This window comes from Alteromonas lipotrueae, assembly GCF_019249215.1.
In the GTDB taxonomy this organism is placed as follows: domain Bacteria; phylum Pseudomonadota; class Gammaproteobacteria; order Enterobacterales; family Alteromonadaceae; genus Alteromonas; species Alteromonas lipotrueae.
Map to the genome: position 1 here is coordinate 1 of NZ_JAESDI010000026.1, position 22560 is coordinate 22560.

Here is a 22560-nt window from a genome sequence, read left to right on the forward strand (position 1 = left end):
GATTAATACCTTTAGCTAGAAGGTATAAACAAAAAGCTAAAAAGTGTTTCTAAGCACATAAGTGTAAACAAGAAGAGAGGTAGGCAATTGGCATGTCTCAGGTAAAAGGGTTAACGCATTTTTATATACCCGATGAGCAGTCTATTTATCTGCTCTCACATGCTGATGCAAAAAAACTCAAGGATTGGGTAGCACTGTGCATCGACCAATTGGCTAGTTTAGGTTATCGCAATATCTCCCTATTGGGAAAAGGGGCGTTTGGGTTTGCATTTGCAGGTACCGCGCCTAATCTAAATCAAAACCCAAATCCTGATTCGGGTTCAACTCAAAACTCGAAGGCTCAGGAACATGTCTTTAAGTTTTCTAGAATAAATCTTCCTCAACATGTACAAGAACGGCTTGAAGAAGAAGCCTTCATGTTATCTCAAGTCTCACATCCGTATGTGCCTACATTGATTGAATATCAACAAATAGGTAAACAATCTATATTGGTGATGGGGCGTGCTCCTGGCGACGATCTTGAAAAAGTTAGCTTAGCTCGCGGGCCACTTCCCCCAAGGATCATAGTTAAAATAGCCGTACAACTGGGTGATTTGCTGCGCTACTTTCGAAAGCATACACAAAATGGCAACGCCAAACCCATCGTGCATGGCGACATTAAACCTTCTAACTTGGTATGGAATGAATCTAAAGAGTGTATTGGGCTTATTGATTGGGGCTCATCTGTGTTTGCGCAAGTGGATGAAAATGGTCAGTACACCAGTAATAATGTGATGGATTTGATGTCTAGTGAGCTTCACCAAACCAACTCCCGACTAGGTGATGTTTATTTTATTGGAGAAGACCAACTAAACGGGGCGCTATCGTCACCACGTTTTGATGAACAAGGTATGGCGAGCACGCTGTACGCTTTAGCATCGGGTCAATCTTGTCGGTATGGTCATCAGGTTATTCGCCCTTCGTCGTTAGGGCTGCCAAAAATGTTAGCGAGCATATTAGAATATATGCTCAGTGATGATCCAAAGAAAAGGCACCAAGGGGGAGATTACTTCTTCAATAACTTGCACGTGCTAAAACATATGGTGTTTTCTGAAGACACAGTACCAGAGTATGTACCCAGCATTCCCACGTGGATCACTCCCTCGAAAGATGACATTGAAACCGTTGTATACAGCTCTCGGAAATCCTATTTGCGTCAGCAATCTGCATTAGATGATGCTTCACTACGATATATCGATGATGCCCAGTTCGACCGTTATTACAAAAATTTTTTGCAAGGCATGGGCGATACCGAAAAAGCCTTTGTTTCGGCAATTAGTCGCCTTGGCCGATATCCCGTTGTAGGAGGTATGGCGATTCGCTGGGAGCCTAACGGCGTTTATGTAGACTCCAGTTTAAATTTGCACGATGCAGCATTAAAAACCGCCTTCGAATTGGCGGTTAATAACGTGATTAACCTTGCTCGCGCTATTCATAAGCCAGGGGTGTTTAAATGCTGCATGTTCAACGCTAAAAATACGCTGCATATTGAACGAGAAAGTGAAAACGACGCGTTTGTACCAACATCTGAATGCGTAATACCGTTTGAACTTTCCCGTGCGTCGGTGGCACAAGATGAATCTAGAACCCATTCTTATTTTGAGGACGGTGACGACCCAGATGAGCTTTTGAAATTGCCAGACCCTATCATTACTATCATCAAAGAGCTTAATACGATTCATCACACTGGCTGTATTATATTTGAATCATTAAGTACGCATTTAAAAATTCACAGCTATTACACATTGCTCAATCATCAAGAGCAAGATAGGTTTTCGGAATTATTAGCCAAGTTAGTGGAACATGTGCCGTCAATAAAAGGGCTAGGCATTTCAGGCTTTATGAAGTTACCCTATAAAGACACGCGATTTTTTGAGCATAGGGCGTATTTACCCGAAAAATACTACCCAAGAAACCCGAACGCTGAGCAACAAGAGAAAGAAAAGCATGCCTGAGGTTAAATTATCTTCGTTATTTGAATTAGAGACTGTTGAAGCGGGTTTGTATCGCGGACAAAGTTGGGATTTAGGCTTTCGCGCCTTATTTGGCGGGCAAGTTCTGGGGCAAGCGTTGGCTGCCGCCTATGAAACGGTAGACAAAGACCGCGTAGCGCATTCGTTTCATACTTACTTTTTGCTTCCCGGCGATGCAAAAAAACCGGTAGTCTACGATGTGGAAGTGGTTCGAGATGGTCGGAGTTTTTCTGCAAGAAGAGTAAAAGCAATACAAGATGGCCGAAACATCTTTTACATGACGGCATCGTTTCAAGTACCCGAAAAAGGAATGCATCACCAACAAGCTGATATGCCTGATGTGCCGCCGCCGGAAGAAGTGCAATCTGATATCGAGTTTTATGAAAAGAACTTCGACAAAATTGCACGCCCTATGCGAGAAGCTTTAAGTTATCACCGCCCGGTAGATATCCGCACTATTGGCGCGGCGAATTCCTATCAATCAACCCGCCACCCAGCAAAACGTTATATTTGGATGAAGGCGAGGGATGAACTTGCGCCTGAAATTACACTGCAACAAGCGGCGCTAGCGTATGCTTCTGATTACCACTTTTTAAGCACATCATTACAACCACACGGTATTTCAGTCACCGACAAATCGCTACGTATTGCGACTATCGATCATGCCATGTGGTTTCACCGCCCCGTCAATTTAAATGAATGGTTACTGTATGTAATGGAAAGTCCGTTTAGTGGCGGAGCAAGAGGGTTGGTTAGAGGTCAAATTTTCACTCAACAAGGTGAGTTGGTGGCCTCGGCAACCCAAGAAGGTTTGATGCGGCAGGTAGATGTCGACTAATACCATTTTGTTTTAAGCCCACTTTTTTAAATCATGAACAAGGAACGATTATGCGATATTCCCTTGATACGTTGACACCTGAGTGTGATAGCACCAGTTATATAGCTCCCGGCGCGCATGTTATCGGTAACGTAATATTAAAACCACATAGTAGTGTTTGGTTCAATGTCGTTATTCGCGGAGATATGGATGCAATTACAGTAGGAGAGCTTACTAATGTACAAGACGGTAGTGTTCTTCATACTGATTCCGGTATTCCGCTCACTTTAGGTAAAGGTGTAACCGTGGGCCATAAAGTCATGTTGCACGGGTGTACCGTAGGTGACTACTCGTTAATTGGTATTAATGCTGTGGTATTAAATGGTGCGAAAATAGGGAAGTACTGCATTATCGGCGCTAATGCGCTAATTACCGAAAATATGGAGGTTCCAGACTACAGCTTAGTGGTGGGATCACCAGGAAAAGTGGTAAAGCAGCTCGATAGCAGCGTAGAGGAAAAGCTTCAAGCATCTTCTGCGCACTATGCGCATAATGCAAAGCATTACAATAAGCATCTTTGTGAAGTCTAATTCGCACGATTTCTATGGCAATGATTGTCAACCAGTATTCTACTCATCAGCATAGGACGTTAAGCGCTTCTCATAAAAAATGCCCAGAACATAGGTTCTGGGCATAGGGGAATGGCTCATTGCTGAGCCGTGCGCTAACTATTGCAAGGGAGAAGTACATGCAAATTCTTTCAAACGGACAATAACTATAGTTCATATTTGTTCATTTTATAAACTAAACATTGTGAAATTTATTTTACAGAACCTTTGAACCAATAAAAACAGTAATAACTTTCGAATAATCATAGGTTTCTCACTGGTCGGAGTTTTTGGATATTTTTGTAACGCCCTTATCCTCATGATACACACCGCTTATCCACATCTTGCTCAATGCTTGTCTTGTTATGAAGCATGGTTTTTCCATTCATATCAGTTATGTTCACAACAAGCTGTTGTACCTAGCTGCTAAGATTGTAAGAATGAAGGTACGCTATTATTACTAATATTGTTAAGGACTGATATGCAAACGCACTCTACTTTTCTTCCGCCTGAGCGCACATTAATGGGGCCTGGTCCTTCAGATGTAAACCCTCGTATTCTTAATGCGATTGCTAGACCTACTGTTGGTCACCTAGATCCGCTATTTATCGAGCTTATGGATGCCACCAAACAGCTGCTTCAATACGCATTTAAAACGGAAAACGCATTAACAATGCCTATTTCTGCCCCGGGTTCCGCCGGTATGGAAGCCTGCTTTGTTAACCTGGTTGAGCCCGGTGATAAAGTACTGGTGTGTATTAACGGCGTGTTCGGCAATCGTATGGTAGAAAATGTTGAGCGATGTGGCGGTCAGGCCATCGTGATCAAAAACGATTGGGGCAAGCAAACCGATTTGAACGCGGTAGAAGATGCACTTAAAAAAGATGCCGATATTAAAGTGCTGGCTTTCGTACATGCAGAAACCTCAACCGGCGTCAGAAACGATGCAAAACGTTTATGTGAACTTGCTAAGCGATACGACTGTTTATCCATAGTAGATGCGGTGACTTCTTTAGGTGGTATCGAGCTAGACGTAGATGGGTGGGGCATAGATGCCATTTATTCTGGCTCTCAAAAATGCTTAAGCTGCGTACCAGGTATTTCACCAGTATCGTTCAGTGACCGCGCAGTGCATGTCATTCAACACAGAAAAACCAAAGTACAGAGCTGGTTTTTAGACATGAACTTAATTGTGGGTTATTGGGGGAAAGGGGCTAAGCGTGCTTATCACCATACCGCGCCTGTAAACAGTATGTATGCGTTTTACGAAGCCTTATTAATATTGAAAGAAGAAGGTTTAGAAAACGCATGGCAACGTCATCAAACCGGGCATAAAGAGCTGGTAGCTGGACTAGAGGGCTTAGGTCTTTCGCTTGCCGTAGATGCCGAATATCGCCTACCACAACTTAATGTGGTCAACATTCCAGATGGCGTTAATGACGCTGAAGTTCGCTCAAGATTACTTAACGATTTCAATTTAGAAATTGGTGCTGGTTTGGGTGAATTTGCGGGTAAGGTATGGCGCATTGGGTTAATGGGCTATGCGTGTAAACCTCGCAATATTGATCACTGCCTCACTTCCTTACAAAAAGTACTGAAATAAAAGGATGCAAATTTCAGCTAAGTATTCTTAACATTAAATGTGGGCCAGCGAGCCCACTTTTTTATATTTGCCACTGATTTACCCCAACAAATAAAAAAGTTTAACGCCTTTTGTCAAAACTGACGTATTAGTTAATTCGCCTGTTTTATGAATGATTTAGTTGCGGTTCATAATACGTTCACTTACCGTTACTTATGATTTACCTGATTTAATTTTAATAAACACGGAGTTTTGAATGAGTGCAATTAATAAACTAGCGGCGCCTCTAAAACGTATTACCGCGCGCAAACGCTTATCACCGATGGTATTATTAACGGGTATTGTCGCCGCAATGCTAAGTACATCAACAATGGCTCAACAACAGCAACAGCTTATTCACGTTCAAGGCACAGGCGCAATGTCAGTCACTCCTAATGCATACTCAGTAACGTTTGTTATCGAAGAACAAGGCGAAACCGTTGGTAAGCTTAACACTACACTTGCTTCCGATTTACGCGCTGTTGTGAGCTTTTTGCTAGAGCAGGGCATTGAACGCAGTAACATTCAATCTATGCAGGTTCGTTTAACGCCTCGTTATGTAAATAGCCCGAACGGCCGAGTGCAGGAAGGATTTACATTAAGTCGTGAAATATCAGTGACTGATTCCAATATCGAAAACTATGATAAAGTGTTAGATGGCGTACTAGGACGTGGTGTTGATCGCATTCAACAATTTTCGTTTGTAAGCACAACGCAAACCAACGCATACCAAACTGCATTAGTCGCAGCGGTGAAAGATGCCAAGGCACGAGCGGCACTTTTAGCGAAGGAATTAGGCGTTGAAGTGGGCGAAGTAGTTGCAATCTCTGAATCTGGTGGCAATATGCCCGTTCCAGTTATGCGTGCAGATGCTTTTGCCAAAGAAATGTCTGTTTCTTTACCAGGGCAAGAAACTGTAGAAGCGCGTATAAACGTTAGTTTCACTATTATTCAATAGCAGGGTAACCGTTTGAAAGAAGAACAATATGCCCAGTTAATAAGCCAGGCGAAAAGCCTGGTTGCTGGTGAGCACGATGTCATTGCCAACATGGCGAACATCAGTGCACTACTTTTTAACCATCTCGATAAGGTAAATTGGGCTGGTTTTTATTTTTATAAAGAAGCGCAGTTAGTGTTAGGTCCTTTTCAAGGGCAACCCGCTTGCATTCGTATTCCTATGGGGAAAGGTGTGTGTGGAACTGCCGCTGAAACCCGAACAGTACAGCGTATTGCAGATGTTCACGCCTTTTCTGGCCACATTGCCTGCGATGCCGCTTCAAACGCCGAAATCGTCATTCCTCTTGTGGTAAATGGTGAACTAATTGGTGTTTTAGATATCGATAGCCCAGAATTTTCTCGTTTCGACGAGCAAGATGAGCTTGGGTTGTGTAAAATAGCCGATATACTTATTGAATCTCAGCAATCGTTATGAAATACAACGTTGACATCCATGTAGTACTATCTACTTATGAAGATATGGAAGACAATCACGATGACCCTGATGAAGCGTCAGAACGATTGAATTTCATACTTCACGCAATTTATGATAGAGCCGATGAAGATATTGAAACCCATCGACTTGAACAATTATTGCAACACGGTTGGGAGTCTTGGCAACAAGATAAACATTTATTAGAAATTGATGATGACGAATTACTCGATTGGGTTGACCACGCGCTGGCAACTTGGGATGATGAGAGTAATGAAGAAATCTCTTGAATAATTTAGAAAGTTTAATGGAATCACCAGAAAAGTTTACTAGCAGTAAGGAAGTTATCGCTTTCCTTTCCGAGACCTTCCCTAAATGCTTTAGTATTGAAGGCGAAGCCCTACCACTTAAAATCGGCATCTTTCAAGATTTAGCCCAGCGTTTAGAAAGCGAAGAACGAGTGAGTAAAACATTACTCCGCTCAACACTTCGCCATTATACGAACAGCTGGCGCTACCTTTACAGCATCAAAGAAGGCGCTAACCGTGTCGACTTAGATGGTGTTGAAGGGGAAACCATTGAGAAAGAGCATGCCGATCATGCACAGAAGCAGCTAGAAGAAAGCAAAGCGAAAGCCGCCGAAAAGCGCAAAGCTAAGCAAGCTCAGCAGCCTCAAAAGAAAGAAAAACGTCAATTTGCACGTCCGAAGTCTTCCGGTTCGACGCCTGCAGGCAGCAACAAAGATGGCCAGCAGGGAACTAAACCGAAAATTCAGAGACCAACTAAGACACCACCGGCAAAATTGACTGATGCCGATATGCAACAAGGTACAAACGTAACGGTTAAATTAGGTAAAACCCCTATGCCAGCTGTTATTACCGAAATTGCTAAAGACGGTATTCATGTTCAGTTAGACTCAGGTATGGTGGTAAAAGTAAATGCAGATGCTTTACGTTTGGCACGCTCCAAGAGGTCGTAAATATGAAAGATATCCTTCGAATTTCCATTGCTAGTGCATTTCTTACCGTTGGGGTAGGCGCTGGTGCAGTCACCACAACCCCCGATGTTGAAGAACTCCCCGTTCTTCAACAAGAGACACAGCATAGTGTTGCTGCAAAACGCGTTAGTGCGTTATTTACCCGCGCTCACTATAAAGAAATTTCGTTGGATGATGTGTTATCGGCACGTATCTATCAGCGTTTCATCGAATCGTTAGATCACAACAAGCAAGTGCTTTTATTGTCTGATGTGGTGGGTTTCGAAAAATATCGAAATGCATTCGATGATGCGTTGAGCAAGGGCAACCTTTCTGTTGCGTACGACATGTACAATGTAAGTGCGCAGCGTCGTATCGAGCGCTACGAGTTTGCGTTAGCAACATTAGAGAAAGGGCCTTTTGATTTTGAAAAAGCCGACGACAAATTTTATTACGATCGCGAAGAAGCCGAATGGCCTACCAGTGAAGATGAATTAAATGAGATTTGGCGCCAACGTGTTAAATATGATGCGTTGAATCTTATTCTCGCGGATAAAACGTGGGAAGAAGCGAAAGAGCTTCTAGAAAAGCGTTACTCACGTTCTATCAAGCGAACCAAACAGACTAAAAGCGAAGATGTATTTCAAATTGCTATGAATGCCTTTGCGCGTACCATTGAAGCGCATACTAGTTACTTGTCACCACGAAATGCTGACCGATTCCAAATGGAGATGAATTTGGAATTTGAAGGTATAGGTGCGGTACTTCAAAGCGAAGAAGATTACACCGTTATCAAAAGCGTAGTGCCAGGTGGCCCTGCCGATGAATCTGGGGCGTTAAAGCCGGAAGATAAAATTGTTGGTGTAGCTCAAGAAGATGAAGAGTTCGTTGATGTAGTTGGCTGGCGTTTAGATGAAGTTGTCGAGCTAATCAAAGGGCCGAAGGGCAGCGCGGTACGCTTACAAGTTCAAAAAGGCGCAACAGATGCAAAAACCATGTCTGTTGTTAGTCTTACTCGTGACAAAATTAAGCTTGAAGATCGAGCGGCGCAGTCTGAGATTTACACGCCTGAAACTGGACCACATGCCAATCAGCCTTTGGGTGTTATTACCATTCCTAGTTTCTACAACAACTTGCATGCGGACGTTGAAAAGGAATTAAACAGCCTTAAAGCGCAAAACGTTAAAGGTATTATTGTAGATTTGCGCGGAAATGGTGGTGGCTCTTTAACAGAAGCGACTTTACTTACCGGTCTTTTCATTGAAAAAGGGCCAGTGGTACAAATTCGGTACGGTCAAACTAAAGTCAGTGTTAATCGCGATACCGATGGAAAAGTATCTTACGATGGCCCATTAACGGTTTTAGTAGACCGCTACAGTGCATCAGCGTCAGAGATCTTCGCCGCGGCTATGCAAGATTATAATCGCGCGTTAATTATTGGTGAACAAACCTTCGGTAAAGGTACTGTTCAACAACACCGTGGTTTAGGTAAAATTTATGACTTGTACGACAACCCACTGGGTAGCGTGCAATTCACCATCGCTAAGTTTTATCGTATTGACGGTGGAAGTACGCAGCATAAAGGGGTAGTGCCAGATATTCTTTATCCTTCAGCAATAGAACCTGCTGATTGGGGCGAGAGCCAGCAGGATAACGCATTACCTTGGGACAGCATTAACCGCGCGAACTACACAACGTTTGCTGACGGCCAAGCAGCACTTGACGTACTAACCGCGAAACATAATAAACGGATTATGCAAGACCCTGAGTTTTCTTATATTCACGACGATATTGTTGAGTACAAAGAAAACAAAGATAAGAACTTTATTTCATTGGTAAAATCTGAACGTGAGTCAGATAAAAAAGAAGCTGAAGAAAAAGCGCTTGAAAGAGCCAATGAACGTTTACAGCGTATGGGTAAAGAATTAGTCAAAACACTTGATGACCTACCTGAAGATATGGAAGAGTTAGACCCGTTCTTAGATGAAGCTGCCAATATTACTTTTGATATGATTGAAACAGGCAGATACGCAATAACACACTAAAGGTTGATGACAGAGGGCTGGTCAGTGGCCAGCCCTTTTTTTGTGTCTGATATACCTATACAACAATAATAAATAAAGGGAAATCACATGGCTATCAGAGGCGAGTTTTCTTCTCGAATCGGGTTCGTGCTCGCAGCAGCGGGTTCAGCAGTTGGACTCGGTAATATTTGGGGGTTCCCCACCAAAGTAGCAACGAATGGCGGTGCTGCTTTTGTTCTCGTTTATTTACTTCTCGCGTTCGTTCTTGCATACCCCGTCCTCATGGCCGAACTCATCATCGGACGAAGCTCTCGTTCTAACATGGTAGATGCGCTGGGTAATATTTCCGGCAACTTCATCGGTCGTGCAACGGGAATTTGGGGTTGTATAACCGTCTCACTTATCCTGGCGTTTTACGCCATTGTGGGCGGTTGGATGTTGGTTTATTTTGCTGATTCTGCCGTCAATATGGTGGGATTACAGTCTGCAAGTGATTGGCTTTTAACGTCATCGGTTACGCGTAACATTATTTTTTGCTTTATATTCATGGCGTTAACAGCTTTCATCGTTGTCGGTGGTGTAAAGTCAGGTATTGAGAAATGGTCGGTAAGATTGATGCCTACACTGGTACTGCTAATCTTAGCCCTTATCGTTTATGTAAGTTTACAGCCTGGTGCCTCCGATGGCTGGAGCGCTTATTTGGTGCCAGATTTTACACGTATTCTTGACCCCGACTTATTAATTGATGCCATGGGCCAAGCCTTTTTCTCCATGTCATTGGGTGTGGGTACCATGCTGGTTTACGGTTCATACCTAAGCAAAAAGGAGAACTTGCCCACCATTGGTGCTTCTGTTGCTCTAGTAGACATTGGTGTAGCCGTTATTGCCGGTATGCTTATTATTCCTGCCATGTATGTAGCACTACATAATGGTGTAGAAATCTTTACGCCAGAGGGGGCATTAATTCAAGGTGATTCGCTTATTTTCAAAGTATTGCCTGCCTTGTTTGATACGATTGGCGCGGTAGGTGTGTTTGTTGCATTTACTTTCTTTGCGTTAATGGCGATTGCAGCCGTTACCTCTTCAATATCCATGCTTGAAGTACCCGTGGCTTATATGGTGGAAAGTAGAGGCTTGGTGCGTAAAAAAGCGGTAGTGTTGATGGCGGCCATTATCTTTGTACTTAGCTGCATTATTATCCTTAATTTTAATGCACTGTTTGGGTTCGTTATTGCCCTTACCACTGAGTACAGTCAACCACTACTTGGGTTAGTGTTATGTATATTTGCCGGATGGGTGTGGCGTAGAGATGCCATACTTGATGAACTTAAAGAAGGCGATGCAAACGCGGAACACGGTTTGTTTTGGAAAATTTGGCCTTGGTATGTACGCTTCGTTTGCCCCGTTATTATTGCGCTAATGTTTTACCGCTCAGTTTTTTGATTTAAGGCTTAAGAATAATAAAAATGACAACTACTAAAGAATTAAAAGAACCCTCGTTACTTGACGCGATGATCCCCATTGTAGCCCTAGTGCTGATGATGGGGAGTGCGGTTTATTTATTTGCCGATAATTCATCGTATGGGCCCAACCAAATTGCGTTATTACTGGCGATGGGCCTTGCCGCCATTATAGGTATGAAAAACGGTTACAGTTGGAAAACTATCGAAAAAGGCATTGTCGATGGTATCTCTATGTCTCTCGGTGCGTGCTTAATTCTATTGGCCGTAGGTTCGCTTATTGGTACTTGGATGTTAGCCGGTACCGTACCTACACTTATTTATTTCGGTTTAGAATTATTAAACCCTTCATTCTTCTATGCCGCTGCGTGCTTAATTTGCGCCGTGGTTGCGATGAGTATTGGTAGTTCTTGGACTACCGCGGCTACTGTAGGTGTGGCACTTATGGGCGTTGCTGCGGGTATGGATATGTCTGCGGCCATTACTGCCGGTGCGGTTGTATCTGGGGCTTACTTTGGCGATAAAATTTCTCCGCTTTCTGAAACAACCAATTTAGCCCCCGCAGTGGCTGGTACCGACTTATTTGAACACATTCGTTACATGCTATGGACTACTGTTCCTAGTTTTATTCTAGCGCTTATCCTATTTGTGGTATTGGGCTTTAGTGAAACCGGTGATGCAAAAGCTGATCGCATCGAGCAAATGCAGTTGCTGTTGGACGAGTCTTTTGATTTAAGCTGGTACTTATTGGTCCCTCTCGTAGTATTGTTAACGCTTGCCGTTAAAAAAGTGCCAGCGTTTCCTGCAGTGTCTATTGGTGCTTTATTAGGAGCATTGTGGGCTGTATTATTTCAAAGTGATGTGGTGGCCAGTATGGCTAGCAGCGATGATAGTGCCAGTGTCGGGGCTTTAAAAGTAGTTTGGACGGCCTTGTTTGATGGCGTGAGTTTTTCAACGCCTGATGAAAACTTGAATAGCTTGCTTTCACGAGGCGGTATGTCGTCTATGCTCAATACGATATGGTTGATTATTTGTGCCATGTCTTTTGGAGCGGTGCTTGAAAGAGTAGGGTTACTAAAACGTGCAGTTTCCGCTATTTTATTAGGGGCTAAGTCGGCCGGTGATATGGTAAGCAGAACCATTCTTACATGCTTTGCGACTAACTTGGTTACGGCCGATCAGTATATCTCTATTGTGATGCCAGGCCGCATGTACAAAGAAGAGTACGAAAAGCGTGGTCTACATCAGTTAAATTTATCTCGTAGTCTTGAAGATGGCGGAACCTTAACGTCTCCACTAATTCCTTGGAACACGTGTGGTGCCTACATGCACAGTGTGCTGTTGGTAAACCCATTCGACTATGTTTTCTACGCGTTCTTTAACGTAATAAATCCAATTCTTGCTATTATCTACGCATACTTAGGAATTAAAATTCTTCGCCTAACACCTCCAGATTATGCAAAGCAACCTGGCGAAGCAAACCAATAACAGTTGCGTAGACTTTCTGTTTTAGGAGACTCTATGTCAGTTACAGCTAAACGTCGGGCGGATTATCTTCCGCCCGCTTTTTCTATCCCGTTAGTCGACCTAACTATTTCTTTACACCCCACAAAAACCGTGGTTAAAAGTATCCTTAGCGTTAAGCGTACGCTTGCCAACAACACGGCTAAAAACACCGTTGAAAGCGCTGATGAAAATAGCGGCCACGAAAGGCAGCCACTTGTATTAGACGGGCAAAAATTAACGTTAGTCTCTATAAAAGTTAACGGTAAATCTTTCACTGACTTCACACAGAATGACGAAACGCTTTCGTTAAATGTCGATGCAGACGATTTTGAGTTAGAAATTGAAAATCACATTGACCCAGAAAACAATAAAGCACTAGAAGGCTTGTACCTTTCAGGCGGCGCTTACTGTACGCAGTGTGAAGCAGAAGGTTTCAGGCGCATAACCTATTTTCCAGACAGACCTGATGTCTTGTCAGTTTATACAGTGAAAGTCATAGGGGATAAATCGTTCCCCATGTTGTTATCAAACGGCAACCCTGTAGCGCGTGGTGAAAACCCTGATGGTACGCACTTCGTTACGTGGCACGACCCTCACCCAAAACCTTGTTATTTATTCGCGTTAGTGGCAGGTGATTTTGATTTATTAACCGACACCTATACCACCACAAGTGGTAAAGAGGTAGCGCTGGAGCTTTATGTCGATAAAGGTAAGAAATCTCAAGGTACCTTCGCTTTAGATTCATTGAAGCGTGCCATGAAATGGGATGAAGACGTGTTCGGGCTCGAATACGACCTCGACATCTACATGATTGTGGCCGTCGACTTCTTTAATATGGGCGCGATGGAAAACAAAGGCCTGAATGTATTCAACAGTAAATTTGTATTGGCCGACCAAGACTCAGCGACTGACGATGATTTCTTTAATGTAGAAGCTGTTATCGCCCACGAGTACTTCCATAACTGGACTGGTAACCGCGTAACGTGTAGAGACTGGTTTCAGCTTAGTTTAAAAGAGGGACTAACGGTATTTCGCGATCAGCAATTTAGTGCTGACATGACATCGCCGTTAAGCAACCGCATTAAACACGTGCGTGTGATGCGCGAGCACCAATTTGCAGAAGATGCCAGCGCAATGAGCCATCCTATTCGACCTGAAGAAGTTATTGAGATGAATAACTTTTATACGGTGACGGTGTACGATAAAGGCGCAGAAGTTATTCGCATGTTCCATACCCTTTTAGGGCCGGAAGGTTTTAGAAGAGGCATGGACGAATACTTCCGTCGTTATGATGGACAAGCAGTGACGTGCGATGATTTTGTTTCAGCCATGCAATCGGCTACCGAATTAGATCTTACTCAGTTTTCTCGCTGGTACAGTCAATCTGGTACACCGCAAGTGTCTCTTGCTCACAACGTTATCAAGAATGATACGGGGTATGTACATACCTTCACCGTAACCCAAAATACCCCCAGCACAGCAGATCAAAGCGAAAAGCTTCCTTTGTATATTCCTCTGGGCTTTGAAGTTATCGATGAAGATGGTAATCGATATCATGATGACAGTGGCGTTATTCAGAACGACCTTTTGATAGTAGATGCGCCTGAAATCACGATTAACATTACTTGTGATGCTAAGAAATTGACCCCAGTGTTATTGGGTAACTTTTCCGCCCCAGTGAAAGTACACAATGAACTCGACACCGCTTCACTACTCACTATATTTGCCCATTCGCAAGATGCGTTCAATCGTTGGGATGCTATGCAGACTTTGTATAACCGCTGTATCAGTGAGCTATATGAAGATGCCACTGCTACGATAGACAGTGGTATTTGGGCGGGTATTCGCTCTGCAATAGACAGCGAAGTTGATAATATTGAGCTTTTAAGTGAATGTTTAGTGATACCTTCATTTGAAACCTTGTGTCAGTCTCGATGCGATATTAATGTGCACCCACTCATACAGGCACGAAAGGCGTTTTGCCGACAGTTTTCTACCCAGCTAGAAGAAGTGTTACTTAATGCGTTTAATGGTATCGCCACAGAAACCTATAGTTACCAACAAGATGCAGTTAATGCTCGTCGCTGTAAAAATGTACTGTTATCTCATTTGGCACGCTTACCACAGCATCAAGACTTGGTGATATCGCAGTTCGATAAGACCGACAACATGACTGACACCCTAGGCGCACTAAAAGCCGCCCAGTCACTACCCTCTGAAGCATTTGAAAACTTGATGGCCAAGTTTGAAGAAAAATGGCGTCATGACCCCTTAGTGCTTGATAAATGGTTTGCCTTACATGCAACGCAACCCCGTGAAAACATACTGGCTACCATTACCATGTTAAGCGAGCATCCTCAATTTAGTATGGGTAATCCTAATCGCGTACGTTCACTAATAGGCAGTTTCGCATTCTATAACAGCGAACGTTTCCATAGTGTAGATGGGGAAGGGTATAAGTTTGTCACCGACTATCTTATTAAGCTAGATGCTATTAACCCGCAAGTGGCAGCACGGATAATAACCCCCTTGATACAATGGCAAGGTTTTGCAGAACCCCATCAAGTGTTGATGAAAGCACAGCTAGGTCGATTGTTAAATCACAAAGGCTTAAGCAAAGATGTGTTTGAGAAAGTGAGCAAAAGTTTGGCGTATGACAACCATTCAAGCCACTGATACCGTTTATTATTTTTCAGTCAATGTGCCTTACAATCAATGTGAGGCACTGTACTCTGGTGCTGTACCAACCGTCGTTATGATGGCGGAAAATGGCATCAGCGTACAAGTCCCCTCTACTAGAATAAAACAGTTCATCACCTCCCAAGGTGTTGTCGGTCGTTTTCGCATGATTGTTGATGCCAACAACAAAATTAAAGCCTTCGAGCGGTTACGCTAAAGCATAAAACCTTTACCTTTGGTTGCTTTTTGTGCGTATATTTTAAGATAACGCCAATTACTTACACCTTTCGGATAAGTTGCTTTTATAGTCCCCACAAAGCAATAACTATTTGATACGATTAATGTTGTAAATTTTGTTAACTGGTACGATTACTTCTTGCGAAAGTGGCAAAATGATGTAATCATTTTGTTAATCGTTATGGTTGATCACGATGTCACGCAGCCTTGTGCGTCGACTAGGGAGTATAAAAATATGATAAATAGGCCTCGCGCTTTTAAGATGTCACCTGTTGCTGTAGGTGTGCTAACCCTCTTGGGTGCTGCCGCACTTCCTGCTAACGCCGCTAATTGGCAAGTAGGTGATGTTAGCATTTCTCTTGATTCTACATTCACAGTGGCTACCAGTATTCGTACTGAGTCTAGAGATTACAGTCTTATCGGAAATAGTAATCATGCACAGTTTGATTGGTCAGGTTACCACGCAGCATTCAATCCACTTTATCCTAGTAGCGACGTTTGGGCGTTAGCTGACGGCGGTTATTCAACCAATGGCGACTTAGGAAATTTATCTCATGATCCAGGTGATGCATTTGCAACACAAATTTCAGGAAACCATGAGCTAGATATAAACTTTGGCGATTTCGGTTTCTTCGCACGTGGTTTTTGGTTTTACGACTTTGAACAAATGGATGGTGACCGTCCTAATTCAAATGCCATTACTGGCGTTCAATACGATCACTGTCAAGATCCGGAAGCAGAAGATTTATTGTGTACCGATGTGCGCCTGTATGATGCCTTCTTCTATGGTGATTGGTGGATTGGTGACAAGCCTCTAACCCTTCGTGTAGGTCGCCAGGTTATCAGTTGGGGTGAAAGTACCTTTATCCAACATGGTATCAATACAACGAACCCTGTTGACGTAACCCGTGCACGTGCACCAGGTGCGGAACTTAAGGAAGTATTTATTCCAGTGGGTATGGTTTACGCCTCGTTAGGGCTAAGCGATACATTAAGCGTATCTGGTTACTATCAATATGAATGGGAACGCAGTTGGTTGCCTGTATCTGGTAGTTATTTCGCGGGTAACGACTTTGCGGGTGAGGGCGGTCAGCGTCAAAACGTCCAATTAGGTTTCAGTGGTAACCCTGATATTGATTTAGATCACTTGTTAACTGCACTTAATGGCTACGGTGACTTGTTACGTGCTGGCGGTAATTCTGCTGATATTGCCTCTGCCTACTTAGCATATCCTACTAAAGTGGCTATTCGTGGCTATTCTGACGAAGCGCATAAAGATGCCGACGATCAGGGTCAATACGGTTTACGTGTTACTTGGTTTGCTGAGGCATTGAACGAATCTGAAATCAGTTTCTACCACATTAACTACCATAGCCAACGTCCACTTATCTCTGGTGTAACGTCTGACTTTACCGCCGAAGGTATTGCGTCAGACTTAGCCTTCATAGCAACTAACGAAGTGACGCGCGATAACATTACTGAGCTGGGTGCATTCACCCAATCTGAGTTTTATTATCCAGAAGACATTAAGTTATACGGGGTGAGTTTTAACACCAACATTGGCACTACCGCGTTAGCCGGTGAATTTGCTTACCGTGTTGATGAACCGCTGCAAATTGACGATGTTGAGCTACTCTATATGGGTATGCCAGAGCAGCTAGCTAATGCTGGACTGCGTCCAGACTTAGAAGGTATTTCTCAACTTAACAATATCGGCCGAGCGGTAGGTCCAGGTGAAACAGCTGAAGGATTCTTGTTCTCAGACACGTGGCAAATGCAGTTAACTGCATCACACGTTTATGGTCCTAAGTTTGGTGCTGATAACTTCGTGTTATTAGGTGAGTTGGGCTATGTCAATATTGTTGATATGCCAGATCCAAATGTTATTCGCTTAAATGCGCCTGGTACATCGCGTACACCGTCGCTAGAACCTACTGCAAGTGGCAATAACCGTGAAGGTCTGCACATAGGCCTTTCGGACGGTCCAGAAACTAACCCGTTCGCTACCGATGACGCGTGGGGTTACCGACTACTGGCCGTTGCTGATTGGAACGATATTATGGCGGGCGTTAACCTTCGAGCCCGTGCGACGTTCTCTCACGATGTAGAGGGTACTACACCAGACCCTCTCTATGTATTCACCGAAGATGTTAAATCTGCGGCACTGGCGTTAACGTTCGATTACTTAAGTAAGTGGTCAGCAACAGCTTCTTATAGTGCATTCTGGGGCGGCATTGGAACGACTAATGCGCTTTCAGACAGAGATTTTGTTTCGTTTAACATCAAGTATTCAATTTAAAGAGTGATGTATATGATTAGAAAATTTGGAATTATTGCAGCAGCGCTTTCAATAGCGCTAACTGGTGCAAGTGTTCACGCTAAGGTTTCTGAAGAAGATGCCAAAAAGTTAGGCGGTGAATTAACGCCTATGGGTGCTATACAAGCTGCGAATGCTGATGGAAGCATTCCAGCATGGACAGGTGGTATTACATCAGCACCCGAAGGCTATTCGGTAGGCGACCACCATCCAAACCCTTTTCCAGAAGATAAGGTGTTATTTGAGATAACGGCGTCGAACTATAAAGAATATGCTGATTTCCTGTCCGAAGGTCAGAAAAAGTTGTTCGAAGCGTATCCTGATACTTACCGCATGCCGGTATATCAAACTCGTCGTTCAGCATCTAACCCGCAAGCTGTTTATGATGCAACAAAGGTTAACGCCACTAATGCAGAGTTGCTTGATGACGGAAACGGCATAAAAGGCGCAGTGTTGGGTGTTCCATTCCCAATGCCTAAAACCGGTATGGAAGCAATTTGGAACCACATTTTACGTTATCGCGGTGCTGCCGTAGAACGTAACGGTGGGCAAGCAGCGGTAACTACTTCAGGTGATTACAACGTTATCGGTTTTGATGAACAGTTAATGATTAAGTACGCTGAAGAAGGTGCTACACCTGAAAAGCTTACTGATGAAAACGTATTGTTCATGTTTAAGCAAAAAGTGACTAAACCAGCTCGTTTAGCTGGAACTGCACTGCTTGTTCATGAAACAGTAGATCAGGTTAAAGAGCCTCGTAAAGCGTGGACTTACAATACTGGCCAGCGTCGTGTACGTTTAGCACCTAACATTGCTTATGACACGCCAGGAACTGCAGCAGATGGTCTACGTACCACTGATGACTTCGATATGTTTAATGGTTCTCCTAATCGTTACAACTGGAAACTCGTTGGCAAGAAAGAGATGTTCGTAGCCTATAATAACTATGCACTGCATTCAGATAACGTAAGTTACGATGAAATTCTTCATGCTAACCACGTTAACCCTGATTTGACGCGCTGGGAAAAGCACCGTGTTTGGGTGGTTGAAGCTACGTTGAAAGAAGGTTTCCGTCACATTTATCAAAAACGTGTATTCTTCATTGATGAAGATAGCTGGCAAATTCAAGTAGCTGATATGTATGATAATCGTGGTGAGTTGTATCGTGTTGGTGTAGCTTATGGAGTGAACTACTATGAAGTACCTACACAGTGGTCAACCCTTGATACCTATTACGACTTAAACTCTCGCCGTTATTTGGCCATTGGTCTTGATAACGAAGAAAGTATGTATGATTTCTCGATACGTCCAAGAGATGTTGAGTTTACGCCTCAGGCGCTACGACGAGAAGGTAAACGCTAAGCGTTTTGTGTTAAGACGGTTGGCAATGCCAACCGTTTTTGTTTTCAGACAATTAAATTTTAGGGAGAATGGTTAATCATGAAAAAAACCATTGCAGCGTGCATAACTGCAGCACTCGCAGCAAATTACTCCGTAACTGCTTCAGCAGAAGATGCCTATATTGCACCCTTAGTTGAACAGTCAGTTTTGCTAGATATTGACGCTGATAAATTTGTCGTTGTTGTCGGAGAACGCGGGCATATTCTTATTTCAGAAGATGGGACGGCGTTTAATCAAGTTGCCGTACCCACCCAAGCTACACTCACTGCAACTACCGTAGTAGGCGACAATATTTGGGCTGTAGGCCATGATGCCACCATCATTCATTCTTCAGACAAGGGACAGAGCTGGGAAATCCAGAATGTGCAGCCCGAACTACAACGTCCATTTTTAGATGTGCTATTTTTCGATGAAAGTCACGGTATTGCTGCTGGCGCGTACGGTCTTTTTTACCGGACTACAGATGGCGGAAAAAGCTGGGAAACTGAGCGTCATGCAAGTTTGTTAGACCCATACGATCGTGAATATTTAGAAAGTGTTAGAGAAGAAGACGAAGCCTTCTATCAACAAGAATTAGAATCTATTCTACCTCATTTAAATCGAGTCACTCGCGATGCCGAAAAACTATACCTTGCTGGAGAAGCGGGTTTATTAGCTAGCAGCGATGATATGGGGAAAAATTGGGAACGTTTCGAGGTTGATTACACAGGCTCATTTTTCGATATTAAAGCCCTTGACGATTCTACGTTGCTGGCTGTAGGTCTTCGCGGAAATATTTTTGTTTTACGCAACCAAGGTGAGTGGGAATATGTAAATTCTTGTTCAACCAGTACCTTAAATTCAATTTTACTGTCCGATAACGACACGGTTGTTGCAATGGGTAACAACGGTATGATGGTGTCAGCCACTCGTCCGCTACCTGTCAGCGATCACGATCCATACGCTAACCCTGCAAACTGTGAGCCTGCAAAGGGTATTTCAGTAACACAGGTTGAAGATAAAGCTGCCATGTTAAATGCCGTTAGCTTTAATGGCCACACCATAGCTGTTACCGCGAATGGTATAAAAACGCTAAATACAAAGTAGGGTGGTTTCGCTTTTATGACCCATTTCATTGAACATCTTGTTTTCTCTAACCGTAAATTGGTGGTAGCCCTTTTTGCTATCGCGACGGTTTTTTTAGGCTTTCAAGCATCGCAGATGCGACTTGACGCTGGTTTTGAAAAAAATATTCCGCTCAATCATGAGTACATGAAAACCTATATTGAACATCGCCAAGACTTCGGTGGTGCGAACAATATCTTAGTTTCTGTTTGTGATAAGAACGACAATATATTCAATCAGAACTTTTTCGATACGCTAAAGAACGTGCACGACCAGCTATTTTTCATAAATGGTGTGAACCGTTCTCTCGTTATTTCATTGTTTTCTCCCTCTACCCGTTTTACTGAAATTGTAGAAGGCGGCTTTGCTGGCGGGCCAGTTATTCCAGCCGACTTCAATTCAGCAAACCCCGCGGCCTTAGCGCTAGTGGCTGCCAATATTGAAAAAGCCAATATTGTTGGTCGTCAAGTAGCCAGCGACTACAGCTGTGCCATGGTGACAGCACAGCTATTGGATATCGACCCACAAACGGGTGAGCCGTTAAATACACTTGCCTTAGCGGCTGAGCTTGAAGAGCAACTTCGCGGTGAATATGAAAACGAAGATATTTCTATTCATATTATCGGGTTTGCCAAGATGATTGGTGATGTGGCTGATGGCGCTAAAGACGTACTCTTGTTTTTCGCTATTGCTATCGCGATAACGGCCATCATGGTGTACTTCTTCTCTCGCAGTATCATGCTCACTATATTGCCACTACTGTGCTCAGTGATTGCAGTTATCTGGCAGCTTGGTCTACTAACTTCGTTAGGCTTTGGTATGGATCCTATGTCCATCCTGGTGCCGTTCTTAGTTTTCGCTATTGGTGTAAGTCATGGCGTACAAATGATTAACGCGGTAGAAAAACGTGCGGTAACAGGAATAGGTGCAAAACGTGCGTCTATGGCAGCGTTTAGAAGCTTATTAGTGCCGGGGGGGATTGCCTTACTTTCTGACACAGTAGGTTTCATGACCTTACTGGTTATCGATATAGGTATTATTCGTGAACTGGCCATTACAGCAAGTATGGGTGTTGCCGTTATTATATTAACCAACCTTATGCTATTGCCGGTACTGATGAGCTTTTTAAAGCTTGATAAAAAGTACGTTGATAAATTTGCTGGCAAAGAAAATAGTAACACCCGTTTTTGGGCTATTGTTTCAGCGTGTTCACGTAAAAAGCCAGCAGCCTTTATTCTAATTGTAACCGCCATATTATTCGGCTTTGGGCACTACCAAGCACAAAACATGAAGATAGGTGATTTGCACGCGGGTGCACCAGCACTTCATGAGTCTTCACGTTATAACCAAGATACCTTCTTGATTACTGACAAGTATGAAGTCACGGTGGATTACATCTCTATTTTGGTAGAAACCACCCCTGAAGCTTGTACGTCTCACAGCGTAATGAAAGCGATGGATGATTTTCAGTGGAAAATGGAGAACGTTCCAGGTGTGCAGTCGGCCGTATCATTAGCATCAGTGGCTAAGATAGTTAACGCGGGTTATAACGAAGGTAATGTTAAATGGCAGGTTCTACCTCGTAACCAACAAACCTTAGTGCAAGCTATTTCAAGGGTGCCAACTTCATCTGGCTTATTAAATGGTGATTGTTCTGTCATGCCGATTATTCTGTTTATGGAAGATCACAAAGCAGAAACCATTTCTCGTGTGGTAGATGCTGTAAAAGATTTCCGTACTGAGTATGAGACCGACGATATGTCGTTTAGTCTGGCATCAGGCCCAGTGGGAGTGATGGCGGCAACGAACGAAGCGGTCGAGGCTGCACAAGATCCAATGATGGTATATGTATTTGGCGCCGTTATCGCATTATGCTTAATTAGCTTCCGCTCTGTACGTGCAACCTTAGTGGTGGTAATTCCACTGTATGTTGTGTCTGTTTTAGCGCAAGCACTAATGACGTATCTGCAAATTGGTCTTACAGTATCAACCTTACCAGTTATTGCATTAGGTGTGGGTATCGGTGTTGATTATGGTATTTATATCTTATCGACAAAGAGCCTTATGCTTAAACAAGGTGCTACGGTTCAAGAAGCTTATTTAGCTGCCTTAAAAGAGCGAGGTAGTGCCGTACTGTTCACCGGTATTACTTTGGCAATAGGGGTAAGTACTTGGGTATTCTCTTCACTTAAATTCCAAATGGATATGGGTATTTTGTTGACCTTTATGTTCGTGGTTAATATGTTAGGAGCAATTATCGTACTTCCAGCACTGGCAAGATTCTTGTGGTGGAATAGAAATGACCCCGGTGCATAATATTTTTGCATAGCTAATCATAAAAAAGGGCCGTAAGGCCTTTTTTTATAGGT

The 22560-nt window shown here is 43.3% G+C and carries 17 protein-coding genes; all 17 read left to right on the forward strand.

Translation table 11 applies throughout. From position 1 onward, the window contains the following. Positions 1 to 92: 92 nt before the first annotated feature. The gene (locus tag JKP82_RS20115) at positions 93 to 1994 is read left to right on the forward strand and encodes a protein kinase domain-containing protein (protein WP_218398480.1); all 1902 of its coding nucleotides are present in this window, start codon (positions 93 to 95) and stop codon (positions 1992 to 1994) included. Next, the gene (gene tesB, locus JKP82_RS20120) at positions 1987 to 2850 is read left to right on the forward strand and encodes an acyl-CoA thioesterase II (protein WP_159530259.1); all 864 of its coding nucleotides are present in this window, start codon (positions 1987 to 1989) and stop codon (positions 2848 to 2850) included. The genes JKP82_RS20115 and tesB overlap by 8 nt, the downstream gene beginning before the upstream one ends. 50 nt (positions 2851 to 2900) lie before the next feature. Continuing rightward, positions 2901 to 3419, forward strand: coding sequence for a gamma carbonic anhydrase family protein (locus tag JKP82_RS20125; RefSeq protein WP_159530261.1), 519 nt, complete (start codon positions 2901 to 2903; stop codon positions 3417 to 3419). Between the two features lie 499 nt (positions 3420 to 3918). Then, entirely contained in the window at positions 3919 to 5040 is a 1122-nt protein-coding gene (locus JKP82_RS20130; protein WP_218398482.1) for a pyridoxal-phosphate-dependent aminotransferase family protein, read from the forward strand. A 235-nt stretch (positions 5041 to 5275) separates the two neighbouring features. After that, complete coding sequence (locus JKP82_RS20135; RefSeq protein WP_159530263.1) at positions 5276 to 6016, forward strand: SIMPL domain-containing protein; 741 nt, start codon at positions 5276 to 5278, stop codon at positions 6014 to 6016. A 12-nt stretch (positions 6017 to 6028) separates the two neighbouring features. Next, positions 6029 to 6490 (forward strand): free L-methionine (R)-S-oxide reductase MsrC, encoded by a 462-nt coding sequence (msrC, locus tag JKP82_RS20140; RefSeq protein ID WP_159530265.1) that lies wholly within the window; start codon positions 6029 to 6031, stop codon positions 6488 to 6490. Beyond that, positions 6487 to 6777, forward strand: a complete 291-nt coding sequence (locus JKP82_RS20145; protein ID WP_159530267.1) for a hypothetical protein — start codon at positions 6487 to 6489, stop codon at positions 6775 to 6777. Before msrC ends, JKP82_RS20145 begins: the two co-directional genes overlap by 4 nt. Before the next feature lie 17 nt (positions 6778 to 6794). Beyond that, positions 6795 to 7466, forward strand: coding sequence for an RNA chaperone ProQ (proQ, locus tag JKP82_RS20150; RefSeq protein ID WP_159530268.1), 672 nt, complete (start codon positions 6795 to 6797; stop codon positions 7464 to 7466). A 2-nt stretch (positions 7467 to 7468) separates the two neighbouring features. Further along, positions 7469 to 9508, forward strand: coding sequence for a carboxy terminal-processing peptidase (prc, locus tag JKP82_RS20155; protein ID WP_159530270.1), 2040 nt, complete (start codon positions 7469 to 7471; stop codon positions 9506 to 9508). 87 nt (positions 9509 to 9595) lie between these two features. Next, entirely contained in the window at positions 9596 to 10930 is a 1335-nt protein-coding gene (locus tag JKP82_RS20160; RefSeq protein WP_159530272.1) for a sodium-dependent transporter, read from the forward strand. A 23-nt stretch (positions 10931 to 10953) separates the two neighbouring features. Then, on the forward strand, positions 10954 to 12435 hold the full coding sequence (nhaC, locus tag JKP82_RS20165; protein ID WP_159530274.1) for a Na+/H+ antiporter NhaC: 1482 nt from the start codon (positions 10954 to 10956) through the stop codon (positions 12433 to 12435). Positions 12436 to 12468: 33 nt separating this feature from the next. Then, a complete protein-coding gene (gene pepN, locus JKP82_RS20170) occupies positions 12469 to 15129 on the forward strand; it encodes an aminopeptidase N (protein WP_218398484.1) in 2661 nt (886 codons plus the stop codon). Beyond that, positions 15107 to 15349 carry a DUF2835 family protein gene (locus JKP82_RS20175; protein WP_159530278.1) on the forward strand — a complete coding sequence of 81 codons (243 nt, stop codon included), beginning with the start codon at positions 15107 to 15109 and terminating at the stop codon, positions 15347 to 15349. The genes pepN and JKP82_RS20175 overlap by 23 nt, the downstream gene beginning before the upstream one ends. A gap of 255 nt (positions 15350 to 15604) precedes the next feature. Next, positions 15605 to 17668: a DUF1302 domain-containing protein gene (locus tag JKP82_RS20180; RefSeq protein WP_159530280.1), complete on the forward strand. Its 2064-nt coding sequence runs from the start codon at positions 15605 to 15607 to the stop codon at positions 17666 to 17668. Positions 17669 to 17680: 12 nt separating this feature from the next. Beyond that, positions 17681 to 19048, forward strand: a complete 1368-nt coding sequence (locus JKP82_RS20185) for a DUF1329 domain-containing protein (RefSeq protein WP_159530297.1) — start codon at positions 17681 to 17683, stop codon at positions 19046 to 19048. 78 nt (positions 19049 to 19126) lie between these two features. Next, complete coding sequence (locus tag JKP82_RS20190; RefSeq protein ID WP_159530299.1) at positions 19127 to 20173, forward strand: WD40/YVTN/BNR-like repeat-containing protein; 1047 nt, start codon at positions 19127 to 19129, stop codon at positions 20171 to 20173. 15 nt (positions 20174 to 20188) lie between these two features. Then, positions 20189 to 22507 carry an efflux RND transporter permease subunit gene (locus JKP82_RS20195; protein WP_159530301.1) on the forward strand — a complete coding sequence of 773 codons (2319 nt, stop codon included), beginning with the start codon at positions 20189 to 20191 and terminating at the stop codon, positions 22505 to 22507. Positions 22508 to 22560: the final 53 nt, after the last annotated feature.

What these genes read in the sequence shown, in the direction of transcription:
- JKP82_RS20115 (WP_218398480.1), top strand. Translation starts at nt 93, where the DNA reads ATGTCTCAGGTAAAAGGGTTAACGCATTTTTATATACCCGATGAGCAG.
- JKP82_RS20190 (WP_159530299.1), top strand. Translation starts at nt 19,127, where the DNA reads ATGAAAAAAACCATTGCAGCGTGCATAACTGCAGCACTCGCAGCAAAT.
- JKP82_RS20125 (WP_159530261.1), top strand. Translation starts at nt 2,901, where the DNA reads ATGCGATATTCCCTTGATACGTTGACACCTGAGTGTGATAGCACCAGT.
- JKP82_RS20185 (WP_159530297.1), top strand. Translation starts at nt 17,681, where the DNA reads ATGATTAGAAAATTTGGAATTATTGCAGCAGCGCTTTCAATAGCGCTA.
- tesB (WP_159530259.1), top strand. Translation starts at nt 1,987, where the DNA reads ATGCCTGAGGTTAAATTATCTTCGTTATTTGAATTAGAGACTGTTGAA.
- JKP82_RS20130 (WP_218398482.1), top strand. Translation starts at nt 3,919, where the DNA reads ATGCAAACGCACTCTACTTTTCTTCCGCCTGAGCGCACATTAATGGGG.
- JKP82_RS20135 (WP_159530263.1), top strand. Translation starts at nt 5,276, where the DNA reads ATGAGTGCAATTAATAAACTAGCGGCGCCTCTAAAACGTATTACCGCG.
- nhaC (WP_159530274.1), top strand. Translation starts at nt 10,954, where the DNA reads ATGACAACTACTAAAGAATTAAAAGAACCCTCGTTACTTGACGCGATG.
- JKP82_RS20145 (WP_159530267.1), top strand. Translation starts at nt 6,487, where the DNA reads ATGAAATACAACGTTGACATCCATGTAGTACTATCTACTTATGAAGAT.
- prc (WP_159530270.1), top strand. Translation starts at nt 7,469, where the DNA reads ATGAAAGATATCCTTCGAATTTCCATTGCTAGTGCATTTCTTACCGTT.
- JKP82_RS20180 (WP_159530280.1), top strand. Translation starts at nt 15,605, where the DNA reads ATGATAAATAGGCCTCGCGCTTTTAAGATGTCACCTGTTGCTGTAGGT.
- JKP82_RS20160 (WP_159530272.1), top strand. Translation starts at nt 9,596, where the DNA reads ATGGCTATCAGAGGCGAGTTTTCTTCTCGAATCGGGTTCGTGCTCGCA.
- JKP82_RS20175 (WP_159530278.1), top strand. Translation starts at nt 15,107, where the DNA reads ATGACAACCATTCAAGCCACTGATACCGTTTATTATTTTTCAGTCAAT.
- proQ (WP_159530268.1), top strand. Translation starts at nt 6,795, where the DNA reads ATGGAATCACCAGAAAAGTTTACTAGCAGTAAGGAAGTTATCGCTTTC.
- JKP82_RS20195 (WP_159530301.1), top strand. Translation starts at nt 20,189, where the DNA reads ATGACCCATTTCATTGAACATCTTGTTTTCTCTAACCGTAAATTGGTG.
- pepN (WP_218398484.1), top strand. Translation starts at nt 12,469, where the DNA reads ATGTCAGTTACAGCTAAACGTCGGGCGGATTATCTTCCGCCCGCTTTT.